Annotated in this window: 13 protein-coding genes; 10 read left to right on the top strand and 3 right to left on the bottom strand. The window is 68.6% G+C overall.

Going from position 1 to position 15409, the window contains the following annotated elements; translation table 11 throughout:
• Position 1 precedes the first annotated feature (1 nt).
• From LuPra_RS24780 to wecB, 10 genes are read left to right on the top strand one after another with little or no spacing between them, the layout of a single operon-like run.
• Positions 2-745: a sugar phosphate nucleotidyltransferase gene (locus LuPra_RS24780; RefSeq protein ID WP_234800537.1), complete on the top strand. Its 744-nt coding sequence runs from the start codon at positions 2-4 to the stop codon at positions 743-745.
• A complete protein-coding gene (locus LuPra_RS24775; protein WP_110173243.1) occupies positions 742-1338 on the top strand; it encodes an SIS domain-containing protein in 597 nt (198 codons plus the stop codon). Before LuPra_RS24780 ends, LuPra_RS24775 begins: the two co-directional genes overlap by 4 nt.
• Positions 1320-2612 (top strand): transaldolase, encoded by a 1293-nt coding sequence (locus tag LuPra_RS33795; RefSeq protein WP_110173242.1) that lies wholly within the window; start codon positions 1320-1322, stop codon positions 2610-2612. The genes LuPra_RS24775 and LuPra_RS33795 overlap by 19 nt, the downstream gene beginning before the upstream one ends.
• 13 nt (positions 2613-2625) lie before the next feature.
• Positions 2626-4587: a hypothetical protein gene (locus tag LuPra_RS32250; RefSeq protein ID WP_157899623.1), complete on the top strand. Its 1962-nt coding sequence runs from the start codon at positions 2626-2628 to the stop codon at positions 4585-4587.
• Positions 4584-5663: an NAD-dependent epimerase/dehydratase family protein gene (locus tag LuPra_RS24765; RefSeq protein WP_157899622.1), complete on the top strand. Its 1080-nt coding sequence runs from the start codon at positions 4584-4586 to the stop codon at positions 5661-5663. The genes LuPra_RS32250 and LuPra_RS24765 overlap by 4 nt, the downstream gene beginning before the upstream one ends.
• Positions 5660-6700: an MraY family glycosyltransferase gene (locus tag LuPra_RS24760; protein ID WP_110173240.1), complete on the top strand. Its 1041-nt coding sequence runs from the start codon at positions 5660-5662 to the stop codon at positions 6698-6700. The genes LuPra_RS24765 and LuPra_RS24760 overlap by 4 nt, the downstream gene beginning before the upstream one ends.
• Positions 6701-6706: 6 nt before the next feature.
• Entirely contained in the window at positions 6707-8662 is a 1956-nt protein-coding gene (locus LuPra_RS24755) for a polysaccharide biosynthesis protein (RefSeq protein ID WP_110173239.1), read from the top strand.
• 33 nt (positions 8663-8695) lie between these two features.
• A complete protein-coding gene (locus LuPra_RS24750; protein WP_110173238.1) occupies positions 8696-9607 on the top strand; it encodes a dTDP-4-dehydrorhamnose reductase family protein in 912 nt (303 codons plus the stop codon).
• Entirely contained in the window at positions 9604-10650 is a 1047-nt protein-coding gene (locus LuPra_RS24745) for a polysaccharide biosynthesis protein (RefSeq protein WP_110173237.1), read from the top strand. Before LuPra_RS24750 ends, LuPra_RS24745 begins: the two co-directional genes overlap by 4 nt.
• Before the next feature lie 7 nt (positions 10651-10657).
• On the top strand, positions 10658-11755 hold the full coding sequence (wecB, locus tag LuPra_RS24740; protein ID WP_110173236.1) for a non-hydrolyzing UDP-N-acetylglucosamine 2-epimerase: 1098 nt from the start codon (positions 10658-10660) through the stop codon (positions 11753-11755).
• A 30-nt stretch (positions 11756-11785) separates the two neighbouring features.
• Here wecB and LuPra_RS24735 read toward each other — a convergent pair whose 3' ends face one another.
• Genes LuPra_RS24735 through LuPra_RS24725 form a run of 3 tightly spaced genes read right to left on the bottom strand, consistent with a single transcriptional unit; the run spans position 11786 to position 15363 of the window.
• Positions 11786-12853, bottom strand: a complete 1068-nt coding sequence (locus tag LuPra_RS24735) for a glycosyltransferase family 4 protein (protein ID WP_110173235.1) — start codon at positions 12851-12853, stop codon at positions 11786-11788.
• Entirely contained in the window at positions 12850-14133 is a 1284-nt protein-coding gene (locus LuPra_RS24730; protein ID WP_157899621.1) for a lipid II flippase MurJ, read from the bottom strand. The genes LuPra_RS24735 and LuPra_RS24730 overlap by 4 nt, the downstream gene beginning before the upstream one ends.
• Before the next feature lie 18 nt (positions 14134-14151).
• Positions 14152-15363 (bottom strand): glycosyltransferase, encoded by a 1212-nt coding sequence (locus LuPra_RS24725; protein ID WP_162472820.1) that lies wholly within the window; start codon positions 15361-15363, stop codon positions 14152-14154.
• Between the last annotated feature and the right edge of the window lie 46 nt (positions 15364-15409).

Raw genomic sequence — 15409 nt, 5'->3', positions numbered from 1 at the left:
CATGGCGGGCGCGAACGACGCGATGCTGCCGGTGGCGCTGCTGGCCGGAGGGCTGGCCACCCGCCTGCGGCCGATCACCGAGACCATCCCGAAGGCCCTGGTCGACGTGGCCGGGCGCCCCTTCATTGCCTGGCAGCTCGAGCTGCTGCGACGCGAGGGTGTGACCGAGGTCATCGTCTGTGCGGGGTACCTGGGCGAACGCATTCAGGAGGTGGTGGCCGACGGCGCCGAGTATGGGCTTGCCGTCCGCTACTCGTTGGACGGGGAGCGTCTGCTCGGGACCGGCGGCGCCCTTCGTCGGGCGCTTCCACTGCTCGACGGCCCGGTGTTCGTGCTGTACGGCGATTCGTATTTGCCGATCGACATGCGTCCGGTGCAGGAGGCCTATGGCCGCTTGGGACGGGCCGCGCTGATGACCGTGTTCCGCAACGACGGGCAGTGGGATCGCAGCAACGTCGAGTACGACGGCACCGGCACCGTTCGCTACGACAAGCGCATGCAGACGCCGACGATGCACTACATCGATTACGGTCTCGGCATTGTCTCGCGCGACGTCATCGCCGCCATGCCCGCCGACACCGTCGTCGATCTGGCCGATACGTACAGGGCGCTTTCCGAAGCCGGGCAACTGGCCGGGTACGAGGTGCACGAGCGCTTCTACGAAGTGGGATCGTTCGAGGGACTCGAGGACATGCGCCGCCTCGTCGCCGGTGGTGGTGCCTCACACGCCAAGGAGCAGCCGTGAGCTTTGCAGCGCAGTATCTGGAAGAAGTCGTCGAGATCACCCGGGCCCTGGACCGCGACGCCATCGAGGCCGTGGTGGCCGTGCTCGCGGCGGCGCGCGCCGCAGGTGGACGCCTCTTCATCCTCGGCGTCGGCGGTAGCGCCGCCAATGCCTCGCATGCCGTGAACGACTTCCGCAAGATCGTCGGCATCGAAACGTATGCGCCGACCGACAACGTGTCGGAGTTGACGGCGCGCACCAACGACGAAGGCTGGGCGACCGTCTTCGCGTCGTGGCTCACGACGAGCCGGATCTCGGCCGCTGACGTCGTCCTGATTTTCTCGGTCGGCGGCGGTGATGCCGAGCGGAACGTGAGCCCGAATCTGGTGGCCGCGATCGACACGGCGAAAGCTGCCGGCGCGCGCGTCGTCGGGATCGTCGGGCGCGATGGCGGCTACACTGCGAAGTCGGCCGATGCCTGCGTGATCGTGCCCACCGTCAACGTGACGCACACCACGCCGCATGCCGAGGCGTTCCAGGCGGTGGTCTGGCACCTCTTCGTCTCGCACCCGGCCCTCAAGGCGCACGAGACCAAGTGGGAGTCGGTCCGCTGAGCCGCGGCCGTCGCGCCGTCTTCTTCGATCGGGACGGTGTGCTGAACCGGGCAGTCGTGCGAGATGGCCGGCCGTATCCGCCCTCGTCGGTCGACGAACTCGAGATCGAGGCGACGGCCGCTCGTGGCGTGGACCGGGTTCGGGCGCTGGGGTGCCTGGCGATTGCCGTCACGAACCAGCCCGACGTCGCGCGTGGGACGCAGACCAGGGCCGAGGCCGATGCCCTCAACAGGCAGGTGGCCGCGGCCGTTGGGCTCGACGCGTTGGCCGCCTGCTATCACGACAATGCCGACGACTGCGCGTGCCGCAAGCCGCGCCCCGGCCTGCTGGTCGATGCGGCGGCGCGCTGGCACATCGACCTCGGGCGGTCCTTCATCGTGGGAGACCGCTGGCGGGACGTGGACGCCGGGCGGCGCGCCGGGTGCCGGACCGTCTTCATCGACTACTCTTATCGCGAGGCCCGGCCTGACCCACCGGCCGACCTGACCGTACATTCCCTGGAGGAAGCCGTGACCTGGATCGTCGATCAGATCAGCCGCGACACGCGTGCCGAAGCGACGCCTTCTGCCGATGCGCTTCGCATCAAGCTCTTCGCAGACGGCGCAGACCGTGCCGGCATGCTCGAGATGTACGGCAATCCGCGCATCAAGGGCTTCACCACCAACCCGACGCTGATGCGCAAGGCTGGCATCGCGGACTACGAAGCGTTCTCCCGCGACATCGTCCTGGCCATCCCCGATCGGCCTCTCTCGCTGGAGGTGTTCTCCGACGAGTTCGACGAGATGGAGCGCCAGGCCGCGTCCATAGCCTCGTGGGGCGAGCACGTGTACGTGAAGATCCCGATCACCAACACGCGCGCCGAGTCTTCTCTGCCGCTCATCGAGCGCTTGTCGAAGTCCGGGGTGAAGCTCAACGTGACGGCCCTGATGACATTGGCCCAGGTGCGGGACGTCTGCCTGGCCGTCAAGGGCGGCGCCGCGACGGTCGTGTCGGTGTTTGCCGGCCGTGTTGCCGATACCGGCCGCGATCCGGTGCCAATGATGGCGGCCGCCCGCGAGTTGACGGGCCTGGCCCCGAACACCGAGCTGCTCTGGGCGAGTCCGCGAGAACTCCTGAACATCTTCCAGGCCGACGCCGTGGGTTGCGACATCATCACCGCCACCAACGACATCCTCAAGAAGCTCGAACTCGTCGGCAAGGACCTCGACCAGTTCTCTCTGGAGACGGTCCAGATGTTTCGCGACGATGCAGTAAGGGCCGGGTTCTCGCTGTAATGAGAACAACGACGTGATCCTCGAAGTGTCCGTGGTCCTTACCCTGCTCGGGCTGTTCTGGGTCTTGGGCCGCGTCCTCCTGCTGACCTGCGGGGCACAGGAGCACGACTGGCTCGCCGCGCCCCTCGGCCTGTGTCTCGTGGGGCTCGGCGCCAACGCCCTTTACTTCGGGCTCAACCTGCCCGTACACGTGATCCGGGGCGCACTGGGGGTCGTGGCGGTCATGTGCGCAGTGCTCCTGATCCGCGCACGCCTGTCGCGGCAGGTCTGGGGACACCTGCTCGTGTTGGTCGCGGTGTTCCTGGTCCTTGCGCTGCCAGCGGCCCTCTCCGGACCTCAGTACTACGTCTTTCGCGGCAACCACTGGGACCAGTTCAACTACATCAACCAGACACTCGCGGTCTGGGCCAATCCGGCTAGTGAATATCAGCACATGGCCCCCACCAACTTCCTCGACCGCGACGTGCTCGCCTATGGGGTGAAGTGGATCAACCTGCGACCAGCAGTTGCCTTGACCGCTGCCCTGGTGATGCCCGGGGGGACGGGTAATCTGCACCTGCTTGCGTTCCTCTACGTCACAGCGCTGTGGGCGCTGGCCTTCCCGGCGGTCGCCTTCGCGTGGCGGGAACTGCTCGACGTCCACGGCGTCACGGCGCCGGGACGTGCGCTGGTCGTGGCCCCCGCACTCGCGTTCGTGTTCGGCTTCTGGGGGCAGTACGTCTTCGACCTGAATGCGTGGTCGCAGATGGCGTCCCTGTCGCTATCGGTCGCCACCGTGTTTGCGTACCTGCGGCTCCTGCGATGTCTCGGTGCCCCCGGGGCAGGGCGCACGTCCGCCGTCGGGGAGTACGTGGTCACGGCGACCCTCAGCTCGGGCATGTTCCTGTTCTATCCCGAGAGCGCCGTGCTGCACGCCGCGTTCCTGGGAGCAGCCAGCGTCGCGTGGTTCGTGGTAGCCCGCCGTATGCCCGGAGTGGCGGCGGCGGCCAGCCTCGCGCTGCTGCCGGTGATCACGGTACTGCTGTCGTCCTTGCCGAACTGGGAAGCGACCATCGGCCTGCTGCAGACCCAGCTCGCCTTCCAGAATGCGCAGGCACCGGAGTGGTGGCGGTACTTCGACAACTATTGGCGGGGGATTCATGGTGCCGCGACCGGGCGACTGGAGTGGCCCAGCACGGTTCTCAATCTTTCTCTCGCATTGCAGGGTTTGTTCTTTGTGACGCCCATTTACGCGACACCCCGGCTCGTCCGCTGGGGCTGGATACTCGCAGCCGCGACGCTCTCGGCCGGCTCGTACCTCTCTCTCGCCCGAGGCCTGCTCGGGCAGGTGCTCCGCAATCCCGCGACTGCATATCTGACGACGATCGTCGCCGTCGGTACCGCCTTCCTGCTGCACCTGGTGTCGCGAAATCAGCTGTGGGCGTTCGGCAAGGCGCTGTCATATCTCTCGCCCTACCTGTTCCTCGTGCTCTGCCTCGGCCTTGCCCGCGCCGTCAGGAAGACAGGCGCGGATAGCCCCACGCCGGTGCATCGCGAGTGGGCCACAGCGGCGTTCGCGGTCGTCTACCTCGTACTGCAACTGGGTTTCGGGGGCTTGCGATTCTGGGTCGCCCGCGACCCCAGTGGAATCGGGTACGACAGCGCGACGTATCCGTCGGTGCAAGCGGCGGGACTCAAGGTGGATCACGCGTGGGCCCTCACGCCGGTTCCGTACCTCGGATGTCGCGCCGTTGGCATTTCGGTAGGAGAAGTCCCCGTGGAGCGGCGCGAAGCGGTCGACTTCCAGGTGCAGCAACTGAAGCAGGTGCTGTTCTACAACGGCGTGCGGTACTACGACTCTCGCCCGATCCGATGGCATTTCGCGGTAGGCGAACCGCTGGGAACGGCACCTCCTGTCGTGACCGACTGTACGGCCGAGCTTGGGAAGCTCGCCTCGGGGCAGTGGGCGTTCATGCCGCGGCGGCATGGCCGGTGACGTCGCTTCGGACCGTGGAGGTCGTGAGCGTGCAGCAAGGACTCGCTGAAGGGGGCGCGCCGCTGTCTGGCCGCCGGGTACTCGTGACGGGAGCGACCGGCGCTCTCGGCCCCGAAGTGGTCGCGGCGCTGGTCGCCGCCGGCGCGATACTTCGCACCCTTCAACGCACTCCGACATCCGCGCACGGCATCGAACCGCGGGTCGGTGACCTCACCATGTTGGACACGCTTCATCCCGCGCTGGACGGGATCGACATCGTGATCCACCTGGCGGGCCTGCTTCACATCGCCAATCCGCCTCCCTCCCTGGCCGACGCATACCGACGCGTCAACGACGAAGGCACCGCGAACCTCGTGCGCGCCTGCGAAGCCGCGGGTGTTCGCCGCCTCGTGTACACGAGCACGATTGCCGTGTACGGGCGCACCGAACCGGGCACACCGGCGCGGACCGAAACGTCACCTTGTGCTCCAGACACCCCGTATGCCGTCACGAAGCTCGCGGGAGAACGCCATGCGCTCGGCGCGACCGTGTCTGGCGGCAGCTCGGGGGTGGTCCTCCGGCTCGCGGCCGTCTACGGCGCACATGTCAAGGGCAACTACCGACGGCTCGTGCAGTCCATCGCGAGCGGCTGGTACGTCCCCGTCGGCGCAGGGCGGAATCGGCGGACGCTCGTGCATGAATCCGACGTCGCGCGCGCGCTGGTCCTGGCCGCCACCCATCCAGCAGCTCCCGGCAACGTCTTCAACGTGACCGACGGGCAGGTACACCAGGTCCGCGACATCGTGGTCGCGATTGCCCGCGCCGTGGACCGACGCCCGCCGCGCCTCCGCGTTCCCGTTGCCATCGCGACGGTTGGCGCGACCGCGATCGAAGCGCTCGCCGGAGTCGCTCGGCGCACGCCGCCCGTCACGCGGGCGATGCTCGACAAGCTGCTCGAGGACATCGCCGTGGATGGCAGGCACCTGTGCGGCGCCCTTGGATTCGCGCCGCAGTACGGCCTGACGCAGGGCTGGCAGCAGGTCGTCGCACGCATGCGGCAAGACGGCACACTCGGACGGCGGAGCGACGCAGGATGATCGCAGCCGTCCTGCTTGGCGCGGGCGTCATCGCGGCGCTCCTGACCGCGACGCTCGTCGAAGTCGTACGCCGGATGTCGCTCGCGCTGGCGCTCCTCGATCATCCGAACCACCGGAGCTCTCACGCGACACCGACGCCGCGACTCGGCGGCGTCGGCCTGGCGGTCGTGCTGCTTGCCGGCCTGTCGATCGTCGCTGCCTCGCCCGTCGCCACGTCGAGCGAGGCTCGCGGGCTGTGGGCGATCGTCGCCATCGGTGCGGCGATTGCCCTCGTGTCGTTCGTCGACGACGTGCGATCGGTTGGTGCGTCGGTGCGTCTCGGCGTCCACCTCCTGACGGCGGTCGTCCTGGTAGGGCTGATAGGTGGCGTTCGTGTGGTCGATCTGGGCCCGCTCGGGTCGATGTCCCTGCCCGTTGCCGCGGGTGCTACGGTGATGGTGCTGTGGGTTGCCTGGTTCATCAACGCGTTCAATTTCATGGATGGCAGTGACGGGATCGCCGGTGTCCAGGCCGCCGTGGCCGGCGTGAGCTGGGTGATGTTCGGGCTCCAGCAGGGCAGTGTCGCGCTACAGGCGTGTGGCGTGGTCCTGCTGGGCGCCGTGGCCGGGTTCCTCTTCCACAACTGGAGCCCCGCGCGGATTTTCATGGGTGACGCGGGGAGTGCCCTGCTCGGCTTCCTGCTCGCGACGGTACCGTGGGTGCTGGGTGGGGATCGCTTGTGGTTGCCCACCGTGTTGGTCTTGTGGCCCTTCCTGTTCGATACCCTCACCACGCTTGCATGGCGTTCGTCCAAGGGCGAGCGCATCTGGGAGGCGCACCGGTCGCATCTGTATCAGCGGCTCATTGTGGGAGGATGGACCCACCGTGCGGTCGCCATGCTCTATGGCGCATTGGCGGGAGTGGGCCTGGCCGCGGCGTTGTCGCTGACGGTCGCAGGCCGCACGGGCGTACTGATGACGGCGTCGTGCCTGGTCGTGGCCGCCGTGACACTCTGGATCCTGGCGACGCGGGCGGTATCGCCGCCCGCAGCCGGTTGAGATTCGATGCGAAACCGTTACATTCTCATCGTCGACGCCGTGGCCGTGCTGCTGTGCGTCGCCGTCGCCTTCGTGCTTCGGCTCGACTGGCAGGCGCCGCTCGCGGCCGACCACCCGTTTGCCGAAGCCGTGCGCTTCTCGCTGCTGGCGGCGCCGCTCCTCAAGCTGCCGGTCTTCTACGCGTTCGGGTTGTACGCGCGGTACTGGCGGTTCGTGGGACTCGGTGACCTGCTCACCATCGTCACCGCGGTGTCGTCAGCAACCGTGCTGTTCGGTGCCGCGACCCTCGCTGCCGTCTCCACGGGGTGGGTGTCGGCATATCCCCGTTCAGTACCCGCAATCGACTGGCTCCTGACGCTGCTCGCCGTTTCTGGCGTTCGCGTGGCGGTGCGTGTGCTGGCCGAGGCGCGGGCGGCGTCAAGGGACCACGGCCGTCGGCCGTCGCAGGGCAAGTGCGTGCTCGTCGTCGGCGCGGGGCAGGCCGGGACCATGGTCGTACGCGAGATGCAGCGCAACCCGCAGCTCGGCCTGGAGCCCGTCGGGTTCCTCGACGATGATCGCGGCAAGCTCGGCAAGTCCATTCAAGGGATCCGCGTGCTGGCGCGCCTTGACCAACTGGGCGAGGTCGTGCTCGCGCGCCACGTCGACGAGGTGGTCATTGCCATGCCCAAGGCCCCCGGTCCGGTGCTGCGCAACCTCGTGCAGGCGGCGCGGCAGGCCGGCGTCCCCGCCAAGGTGGTGCCTGGTGTGTTCGAACTGCTCGAGGGCGGCGTCAGTGTGTCGCGCCTGCGCGAGGTCGACATCACCGATCTGCTGCGGCGTCGGCCGATCGTCGCGGCTCCGGACACGGCCAGCTACCTGCGTGACCAGCACGTCCTGATCACCGGCGCGGGCGGCTCGATTGGCAGCGAGCTCTGTCGGCAGATTGCCAAGGCCGGCGCCAGGACGCTCGTCCTGGTCGGCCATGGCGAGAACAGCATCTTCGACTGCGCTGAGCACATCCGCCATACCTTCCCGGCCATCGACGTGTCCGCGGTGATCGCCGACATCCGGCACCGCAGCAGCCTCGATCGGGTCTTCGCGACGCATCGCCCGTCGGTGGTGTTCCACGCGGCTGCGCACAAGCATGTGCCGCTGATGGAGGCGCATCCGGCCGAGGCGGTCGCCAACAACGTCGTCGGCACCGCGACGCTCGTCGAATGCGCGCTGGCGCATGGCGTCGAGCGCTTCGTGTTGATCTCGACCGACAAGGCCGTGCAGCCGTCGAGCGTCATGGGGGCCACCAAGCGGATTGCGGAGATGATCGTGCGCGATGCCGCCGCCCGAAGCGGCCGGCGCTTCCTCGCGGTGCGCTTCGGCAACGTGCTCGGGAGCCGAGGCAGCGTCGTGCCGTTCTTCCGGCGACAGATCGCGCGCGGCGGCCCGGTGACGGTGACCGATCCGGACATGACCCGGTACTTCATGACCATCCCGGAGGCCGTGTACCTGGTGCTCAAGGCCGGCGGTTTCGCGCACGGTGGTGAGCTGTTCGTGTTGAACATGGGGCAGCCGGTGCGCATCGTGGATCTGGCGACGGACCTCATTCGACTGTCCGGGTTCGAGCCGGACGAGATCGAAATCGTCTTCACGGGATTGCGGCCCGGGGAAAAGCTTGCCGAGCACCTGTGGGAGGACAACAGTCTGATCGAGCCGGTGGCGGAAGGCGACGTCTTCCGGGTCCAGGAACCGGAACCGCCGCTGCATGGCGAGGCATTGAACGCCTGCATCCGCAGCCTGGAGCGGGCCTCCATCGTCGACGATCCGCTGACGCTGCAGCGGCTTCTGGCCGAAGCCGTGCCGACGTTCGTGCCATCGCTGCGTGTCGAGGCCGCATTGCGACCCGCCAGCCCGCAGGGCGTGTCGAGCCGCAGCGGCCCGCCGGCGGCCGGGCTGACCGCAGGGCAGGGTCGCCTGAAGGACTGAGCATCATGCGGCCCTGCTGGGGCGCACAGGGAGATGAATCGGATGCGAGTGCTCGTGGTGGGTGGCGCCGGGATGCTGGGCCACAAGGTCTGGCAACTGGCCGACGCCAGATTCGAGACGTGGGCCACGGTGCGTACCGTCACGCCGGCGCTGCGCGCGATCGGCCTGGGTAATCCGCGGCGGACGTGCGTCGGCGTTGACGCCTTCCACTTCGAGACCGTGGAGGCGGCCCTCGATCGGGCGCGGCCGGATGCGGTGATCAACTGCGTCGGCATTATCAAGCAACTCGCGGGCGCGAAGGACCCGGTGCAGTCGATCACCATCAACGCGCTGCTGCCGCACCTGCTGGCCCGGGCCTGTGCGGCCCGTGGCGCGCGATTGGTGCAAATCAGCACCGACTGCGTGTTCGACGGCTCGCGGGGCGGGCGCGTCGAGGGCGAGGTGCCGGATGCGCCGGACCTGTACGGCCGCTCGAAGGCGCTCGGCGAGGTGACCGGCAGCGGCTGTCTGACGCTGCGGACGTCGATCATCGGCCGCGAACTGCACGGCTCGTCGGGCCTCGTGGAATGGTTCCTCGGCCGTCGCGGACTGACCGCCGACGGCTACCGCGGCGCGGTGTTCAGCGGCTTCACGACCACCGAATTGGCAGGCATCATCCTCGATGTGCTCGAGCGGCACCACGGCCTGGAGGGCCTGTATCATGTCTCGGCGGCGGCAATCGACAAGCTGTCCCTCCTCGACCTGCTGGACGCAGCCTTTGCGGCACGCGTGACGCTGAATCCGCGTGACCAACCGCGCATCGATCGCAGTCTCGACAGCGCGCGCTTCCGCGCCGCGACGGGGTATGTGCCGCCGTCGTGGGAAGCCATGGTGGCCAGGATGGCCGCCGACCCGACACGGTACGAGGACGTGCGTTCCCTTTCAGGACACGAGGAATCGAAGTGACGTTAGACAACAAGCGGGTACTGGTGACGGGGGGGACGGGTTCTTTGGGGCAGCGGATCGTCCGCCGCCTGCTCGACGGCAGCTTGGGGCGTCCTGCCCGGGTGACGGTGCTGTCGCGCGACGAAGCCAAGCAGCACGAGATGCGCCTGCGCTTCCTCCACCGGCGGGCGGCGACCGACGATGTCATCTACGAGCAGGCGCGTGAGGCGCTGGCCTTTCGTATCGGCGACGTCCGCGACGACGACACGCTTGTGGAGGTCCTGCGCGGCACCGACATCGTCATCCACGCGGCGGCGCTGAAGCAGGTGCCGGCCTGCGAGTACTTCCCGGTCGAGGCCGTACGTACGAACGTCATGGGCGCCGACGCGCTGGTGCGGGCGACGATGGCCGCGAGTTCGCGCGTCGAGACCGTTGTCGGCATCTCCACCGACAAGGCGTGCAAGCCGATCAACGTCATGGGCATGACCAAGGCGGTGATGGAGCGCATCCTCGTCGAGGCCAACCTGCGCCAGCCCGATACGCGCTTTGCCTGCGTCCGCTACGGCAACGTCGTCGCGTCGCGGGGATCGGTGGTGCCGTTGTTCCTCGAGCAGATCGCCCACGGCGGCCCGGTGACGATCACGCTCAAGGAGATGACGCGCTTCCTGCTCACGCTCGATGGCGCGGTGGACACGGTGCTGGCGGCGCTCGAGCACGCGCAACGCGGCGAGATCTACGTGCCGCGTGTCCCGGCGGCCCGCATGACCGATCTCGCCGAGGTGCTGATCGACGGTCGCGACATCCCGATCGCCTACACCGGCATTCGTCCGGGCGAGAAGATCCACGAGATCATGGTGTCCGAAGAGGAGTGTCATCGGACCCTCGAGCGGAACGGGTACTACGTGATCTGCCCGATGCTGCCGGAATGCGAGCCCCAGAGCACGTCGAGCACGGTGCTGAGCAGCGAGTACTCGTCGGCCGACATCACCCTCGATCACGCCGGCCTTCGCGACCTGCTCGCGCCGTACCTGGCCGAACCGCTGCCCGCCGAACTGAAGGCCTGAGATTGCCATGAAGGTCATGACCGTCGTCGGCACGCGGCCGGAGATCATCCGGCTGAGCCGGGTGATCCCCATGCTCGACGACGCGGGTACGCATCGCCTCGTCCACACCGGCCAGAACTACGACCCGAACCTCTCCGACGTGTTCTTCCGCGAACTCGGCGTTCGCGCGCCGGACGAGCACCTGCACGTCTCCGGATCCAGCGCCGCCGCACAGATCGGCGAACTCTTCACCCGCATCGGCGAGGTCCTCGAACGCGAACGGCCCGACCGCGTGCTGATCCTCGGCGACACGAACAGCGGACTCTCGGCGCTGGTCGCCGCCCGCCTCGGCATCCCCGTCTACCACATGGAAGCGGGGAACCGGTGCTACGACGATCGCGTGCCGGAGGAGATCAACCGACGGGTCATCGACCACTCGAGCACGGTGCTGATGCCGTACACCGTCCGCAGCAAGGAGAACCTCGTTCGGGAAGGTATCGAGCGCGAGCGGATCTTCATCACCGGCAATCCGATCGGCGAGGTGCTGACGCACTATCGATCGCACATCGACGCCAGCGATGCCCTGATTCGCTTCGGTGTGGCGCCGCGCGGGTTCTTCCTGCTCACGATGCACCGCGCCGAGAACGTGGACGACCCCGCCCGCCTGGCCCGTCTTGTCGGCGCCATCGTCGACGTGTCGCGCGAGTTCTCCCTGCCGGTGCTCTTCAGCGTGCACCCACGCACCGCGCATCGGCTCCGGCTGGCCGGCCTGACGCCGGACCCGGCGCACGTCCGCCTGCTCGACCCGCTCGGCTTCTTCGATTTCGTGCGGCTCGAACGCGAGGCCCGGGCGGTGTTGTCCGACAGCGGCACGGTACAAGAGGAATGCGCGATCTTCCACGTCCCGAACGTGACGATCCGCGACGTCACCGAACGGCCCGAGACGCTGGAATGCGGCAGCAACATACTGAGCGGCGCCGATCCGGAACACGTGGTCCGGGCGATGCGGCTGGTGCTCGCCCAGGAGCCCGACTGGCAGGCCCCGCCGGAGTACGAAGTTCCGCTTGTGGCGCGCACGGTGGTGAAACTGGTGCTCGGTCGGCTCAGCCTTCGTCGCCACCAGTGAAGGCGGGCGTTGGACGCCCGACGGCACCGCTCACGCGACCGATCGCAACGCGGCGGCGATCCGTGCCGCGACGACCGGCACGTCGTAGTGGGCCAGCACCACCTCCCGGCCGGTGCTGCCGAGCCGATGCCGCAAGTCCGGGTCGCCGGCCAACTGACGTAGGGCAGCGACCCAGTCATCCTGGCTGACAGCCGCGATCCCCGATTCGCCGTGCGCCAGCACGTCTCGGTTCATGCCGACCGGCGACACCACGGTGGGCAGGCCGAGGGCCATGTACTGCAGCATCTTGAAGCTGCACTTCCCGCGCGTCCATTCATTGTCTTCGAGCGGCATGATGCCGACGTCGGCGCCCGCCAGCGCCGTCACCTCCACCACGGGCGACCAGCGCACGAAGGTGACGGGCAGCCCGACGAGGGCTGGTAACTGCGGCTCGCGCTCGGCGATCACGAGCAGCGACGCGCCTGGCACCTCCCGCAGCACGCGCGACAGTGCCGGGGCGATCGACTCCAGATGACGGAAGTTGCCGGCCGTACCGGTCCAGCCCATGACGAAGCCCTGCCGCGCCGCCGCCCCCGCGTGCCTGCTGGCGGGCGAGAAGCGCTGACAGTCGATGGCGGTCGGCACGATGTGCACGTTCGAGCAGAACGGAGCCAGCCAGTCGGCCAGGTAGCGGTTGCCGGCGATTGCCGCCGCAGCCTGGCGGGTCAGCCCCGGCAGGCCCTTTCCCGCAAGGCCCTCTAGCCATACCGCGTCGTCGATATCGAGCACCAGTGGCCGGCGGATCAGCCGCGCCAGCGGATCGAGCCCCGGTGCAAACGACCGCTCGAGCCACACGGCATCGAACGTCCGGCTGTCGACGATGGCGGGCAGGCGTGCGGCCGCGTGGGCCAGGGCCCACGCCGCACTGACGGGCCCCAGCCAGCGTCGTCGCACATGCCGCAGCATCCCGGGCATCGGCATGGCTTGCGGCACGCGCGGCACGTACTCGGTGACCTCGACGCCCATCGTCCGCAGGGGCTGCAGATGCTGTCGAATCCGGAAGCGAGCGGGCGGTGCGTTGCGGCCGGCCGTGATGGCGCACACGCGCAGCGGTGTCATGGGCCCGGGACCTCCACGCGCCGTGCCTGCGCCGCGACATCGCGCCGGAGCAGGAGCAGATGCGCACAGGCGTTGCCGACGTACGAGATCGACGTGGCGACCGCCAGCCCGACGATTCCGCCCCACCAGAACCCGGCGGCCTTCAGCAGGATGCCGAGCGTGAAGCCGATCACGCCGACCCGTGTGGGCGTGACCGTGTTGCCGTAGGCATAGAAGCCGACGGTCAGCACCTGGCCGGCCACGCCGCCTGCCCCGACGCCGGCTAGCGCGATCAGCACCGCATGCAGGAGCGCGATCTCGCCCGGATCGAGCCACCGGGCGAAGACGGCGGCCATCACCGGCCGCCCGGCAGCCGCCAGCAGCAGCCATCCGCCGACGGCGAGTGCAAGCACGAGGACGAGTCGGCGCCGCACCGTGGCCGCGAACTCGGCCCACGCGCGTGCCGCGGCGGAGCGTGCGAGCCCGGGCATCATCGGGTTGATGAGCGCACGGGTCACGATCTGTGTTGCGGCGCCGTACGCCTGTTGCCCGAGGTTCAGGATCGACAACTGGCCGGGTGGCGCGAACGAGGCGAGCACGCGTTCGACGATCGGGTCGGCGCGATAGTACAGCGCGCCGGCCATCAGCGGCGTGAGCCGCTGCAGCGCCGCCGGCCCGCCCGCCGCCTGCCAGTCCAGACGCTGCACCGGCCCGAGCGCAGGCACCAGGAACACGACCTGGAGTACCGCGCGCAACACCAAGGACCAGGCGATCGCGTGCACGCCGTGACTCGGCATCAGTACCCACGCCACAAGGAGTCCGACAAGCCCCGCCAGGATGCCGGTGGTCTCGACGCGGACGAACTGGTGCCGCGCGTACGCCGCCGCCCACGTCGCCATCAGCAGCATCGAGCACGCCGAACCGACAAGCTGGATGCGTACGAGGTCGAGCGTGAGGGCCAACGTCGATGCGTCGAAACCAGGCGCCACCCACGACACCCACAGCGGTGCAGCCACCCAGAGCAGGCCGTTGACGAGCACGGCGGCCGCCGCGAGGCCGTAGGCGAACGTCCACGCGGTGGTCGAGAAGCGCACGCCTTCGTGCGTCGACAACTGCGGCGTCAGCACGCTCGTGAGATTGGCGCCAATCACCGCGAGGACCAACTGCGGTACCAGGTTGCTGACGAAGAAGGCGTCGGTGGAGGCGCCGACACCAAGGGCCATCACCGGCAGCCACTGGAAGCCGAAGGTAACAGCCAGGTTGCAGGTGGCCAGCGCAGCGAGGACGGCCGGTTGCCTCATCGGCCCGCCGGCCATCGCTCAGCGGCTCGACGCACCGGCAGCCGTGCCGAGGCGTGCGACGGCCGAGGTCCGGAGTCCTTCGCAAATGCTGCGGACGCGGCGCGCGACGGCCGCCCAACTGAAGACATCGCGAGCGAGGCGCCGCGCGTTGTCAGCCACTTCGCGTCGTCGGGCCTCATCGTCGAGCAGACCATTGATGGCGGCCGCGACGGCGGCCGGCTCACGCGGCACCTCTCGCCCGGCGTCCGCGACGACGATCTCCGGCAGGTTGCACTCGGCGGTCAGGATGACCGGCAGACCCGCGGTGAGCGCCTCGACAGCCGCGACGGGCAGTCCCTCGCTGTGCGAGATCAAGGCGAACATCGTCGCGTGCGCAAGCAGCGCGGTCTTGCGCGCGCCGCTGACGTTGCCCAGGACGACCACCCGATCACGAACCGGCGAGGCTGCGAGCAGCGCGGCAAACGTCGCCTCGTAGGCCGGATCCACAGCCCCGGCGATCACCAGGCGGACGTCGGGGTGGCGCGCCGCCACTGCCGGAAACGCGGGAATCAGGAAATCGAGTCCCTTCTTCTCGTGGACGCGGCCGAGGAACAGCACGTATCGCCCGTCGCCGATCCTGGCGAGATTCTCGCAGTGGGCCGACGGGTCGGTGTAAGCGGCGGCGTCGAGGTGATCGCCGCCGTTGGGCACGACGTCCACCTTGAGGCGCAGGCCGGCGCACTCGGCGTCGAGGCGTTCGCGGTCGGCCGACGCCAGGTAGGCGCTCGAGCCGGCAACAATCCGTCGCGCGACGAGTCGCCAGTAGATGGCCTTCTTCAGCCCGCGATGCCGCAGCGCCCATGGGCTGAGCAGCCCGTGGGGGATGGTGGCGTAGGGCACCCCGTGCCGGCGGCAAGCGCGCCACGCGGCGATGCCCGTGTAGTTCCAGAAGATGCCCGGCATGATGCAGGCGTTCGCGCCTGGCAACACGGCGTCAAGCGCGGCCCGGTACTCGCGGCTGTAGATCCAGGCGCCCGGTGCCGTGCGCGCATAGAAGACTGGCACGCCCTCGACGTCCACCCATTGGTCGAGCGGTACGGTCAGCCGCTCCACGCCGTTGCGGTCGGTCGTGACGATCGCGACCGCGTCGCCGCACTCGCGCAATGCCTTGGCGAGGTGGAACGTGGCGTACGCGGGTCCGCCTTCCTGGTCGGCTGGGACACACGAATTGGTCGCGAGGACGAATTTCATCAGTGGAAGACACGGCGCCAGAGCCGCCGCGCAACCCGTAATTTTA

The organism is Luteitalea pratensis, from assembly GCF_001618865.1.
GTDB lineage: Bacteria > Acidobacteriota > Vicinamibacteria > Vicinamibacterales > Vicinamibacteraceae > Luteitalea > Luteitalea pratensis.
Note: the sequence above shows the minus strand (reverse complement) of the source record. Positions and strands in the feature narration are given on the sequence as shown.

Coding starts and splice junctions, on each gene's coding strand:
- LuPra_RS24780 (WP_234800537.1), top strand. CDS start 2: ATGGCGGGCGCGAACGACGCGATGCTGCCGGTGGCGCTGCTGGCCGGA.
- LuPra_RS24760 (WP_110173240.1), top strand. CDS start 5,660: ATGATCGCAGCCGTCCTGCTTGGCGCGGGCGTCATCGCGGCGCTCCTG.
- LuPra_RS24755 (WP_110173239.1), top strand. CDS start 6,707: ATGCGAAACCGTTACATTCTCATCGTCGACGCCGTGGCCGTGCTGCTG.
- LuPra_RS24750 (WP_110173238.1), top strand. CDS start 8,696: ATGAATCGGATGCGAGTGCTCGTGGTGGGTGGCGCCGGGATGCTGGGC.
- wecB (WP_110173236.1), top strand. CDS start 10,658: ATGAAGGTCATGACCGTCGTCGGCACGCGGCCGGAGATCATCCGGCTG.
- LuPra_RS24735 (WP_110173235.1), bottom strand. CDS start 12,853: ATGACACCGCTGCGCGTGTGCGCCATCACGGCCGGCCGCAACGCACCG.
- LuPra_RS24730 (WP_157899621.1), bottom strand. CDS start 14,133: ATGAGGCAACCGGCCGTCCTCGCTGCGCTGGCCACCTGCAACCTGGCT.
- LuPra_RS24725 (WP_162472820.1), bottom strand. CDS start 15,363: ATGAAATTCGTCCTCGCGACCAATTCGTGTGTCCCAGCCGACCAGGAA.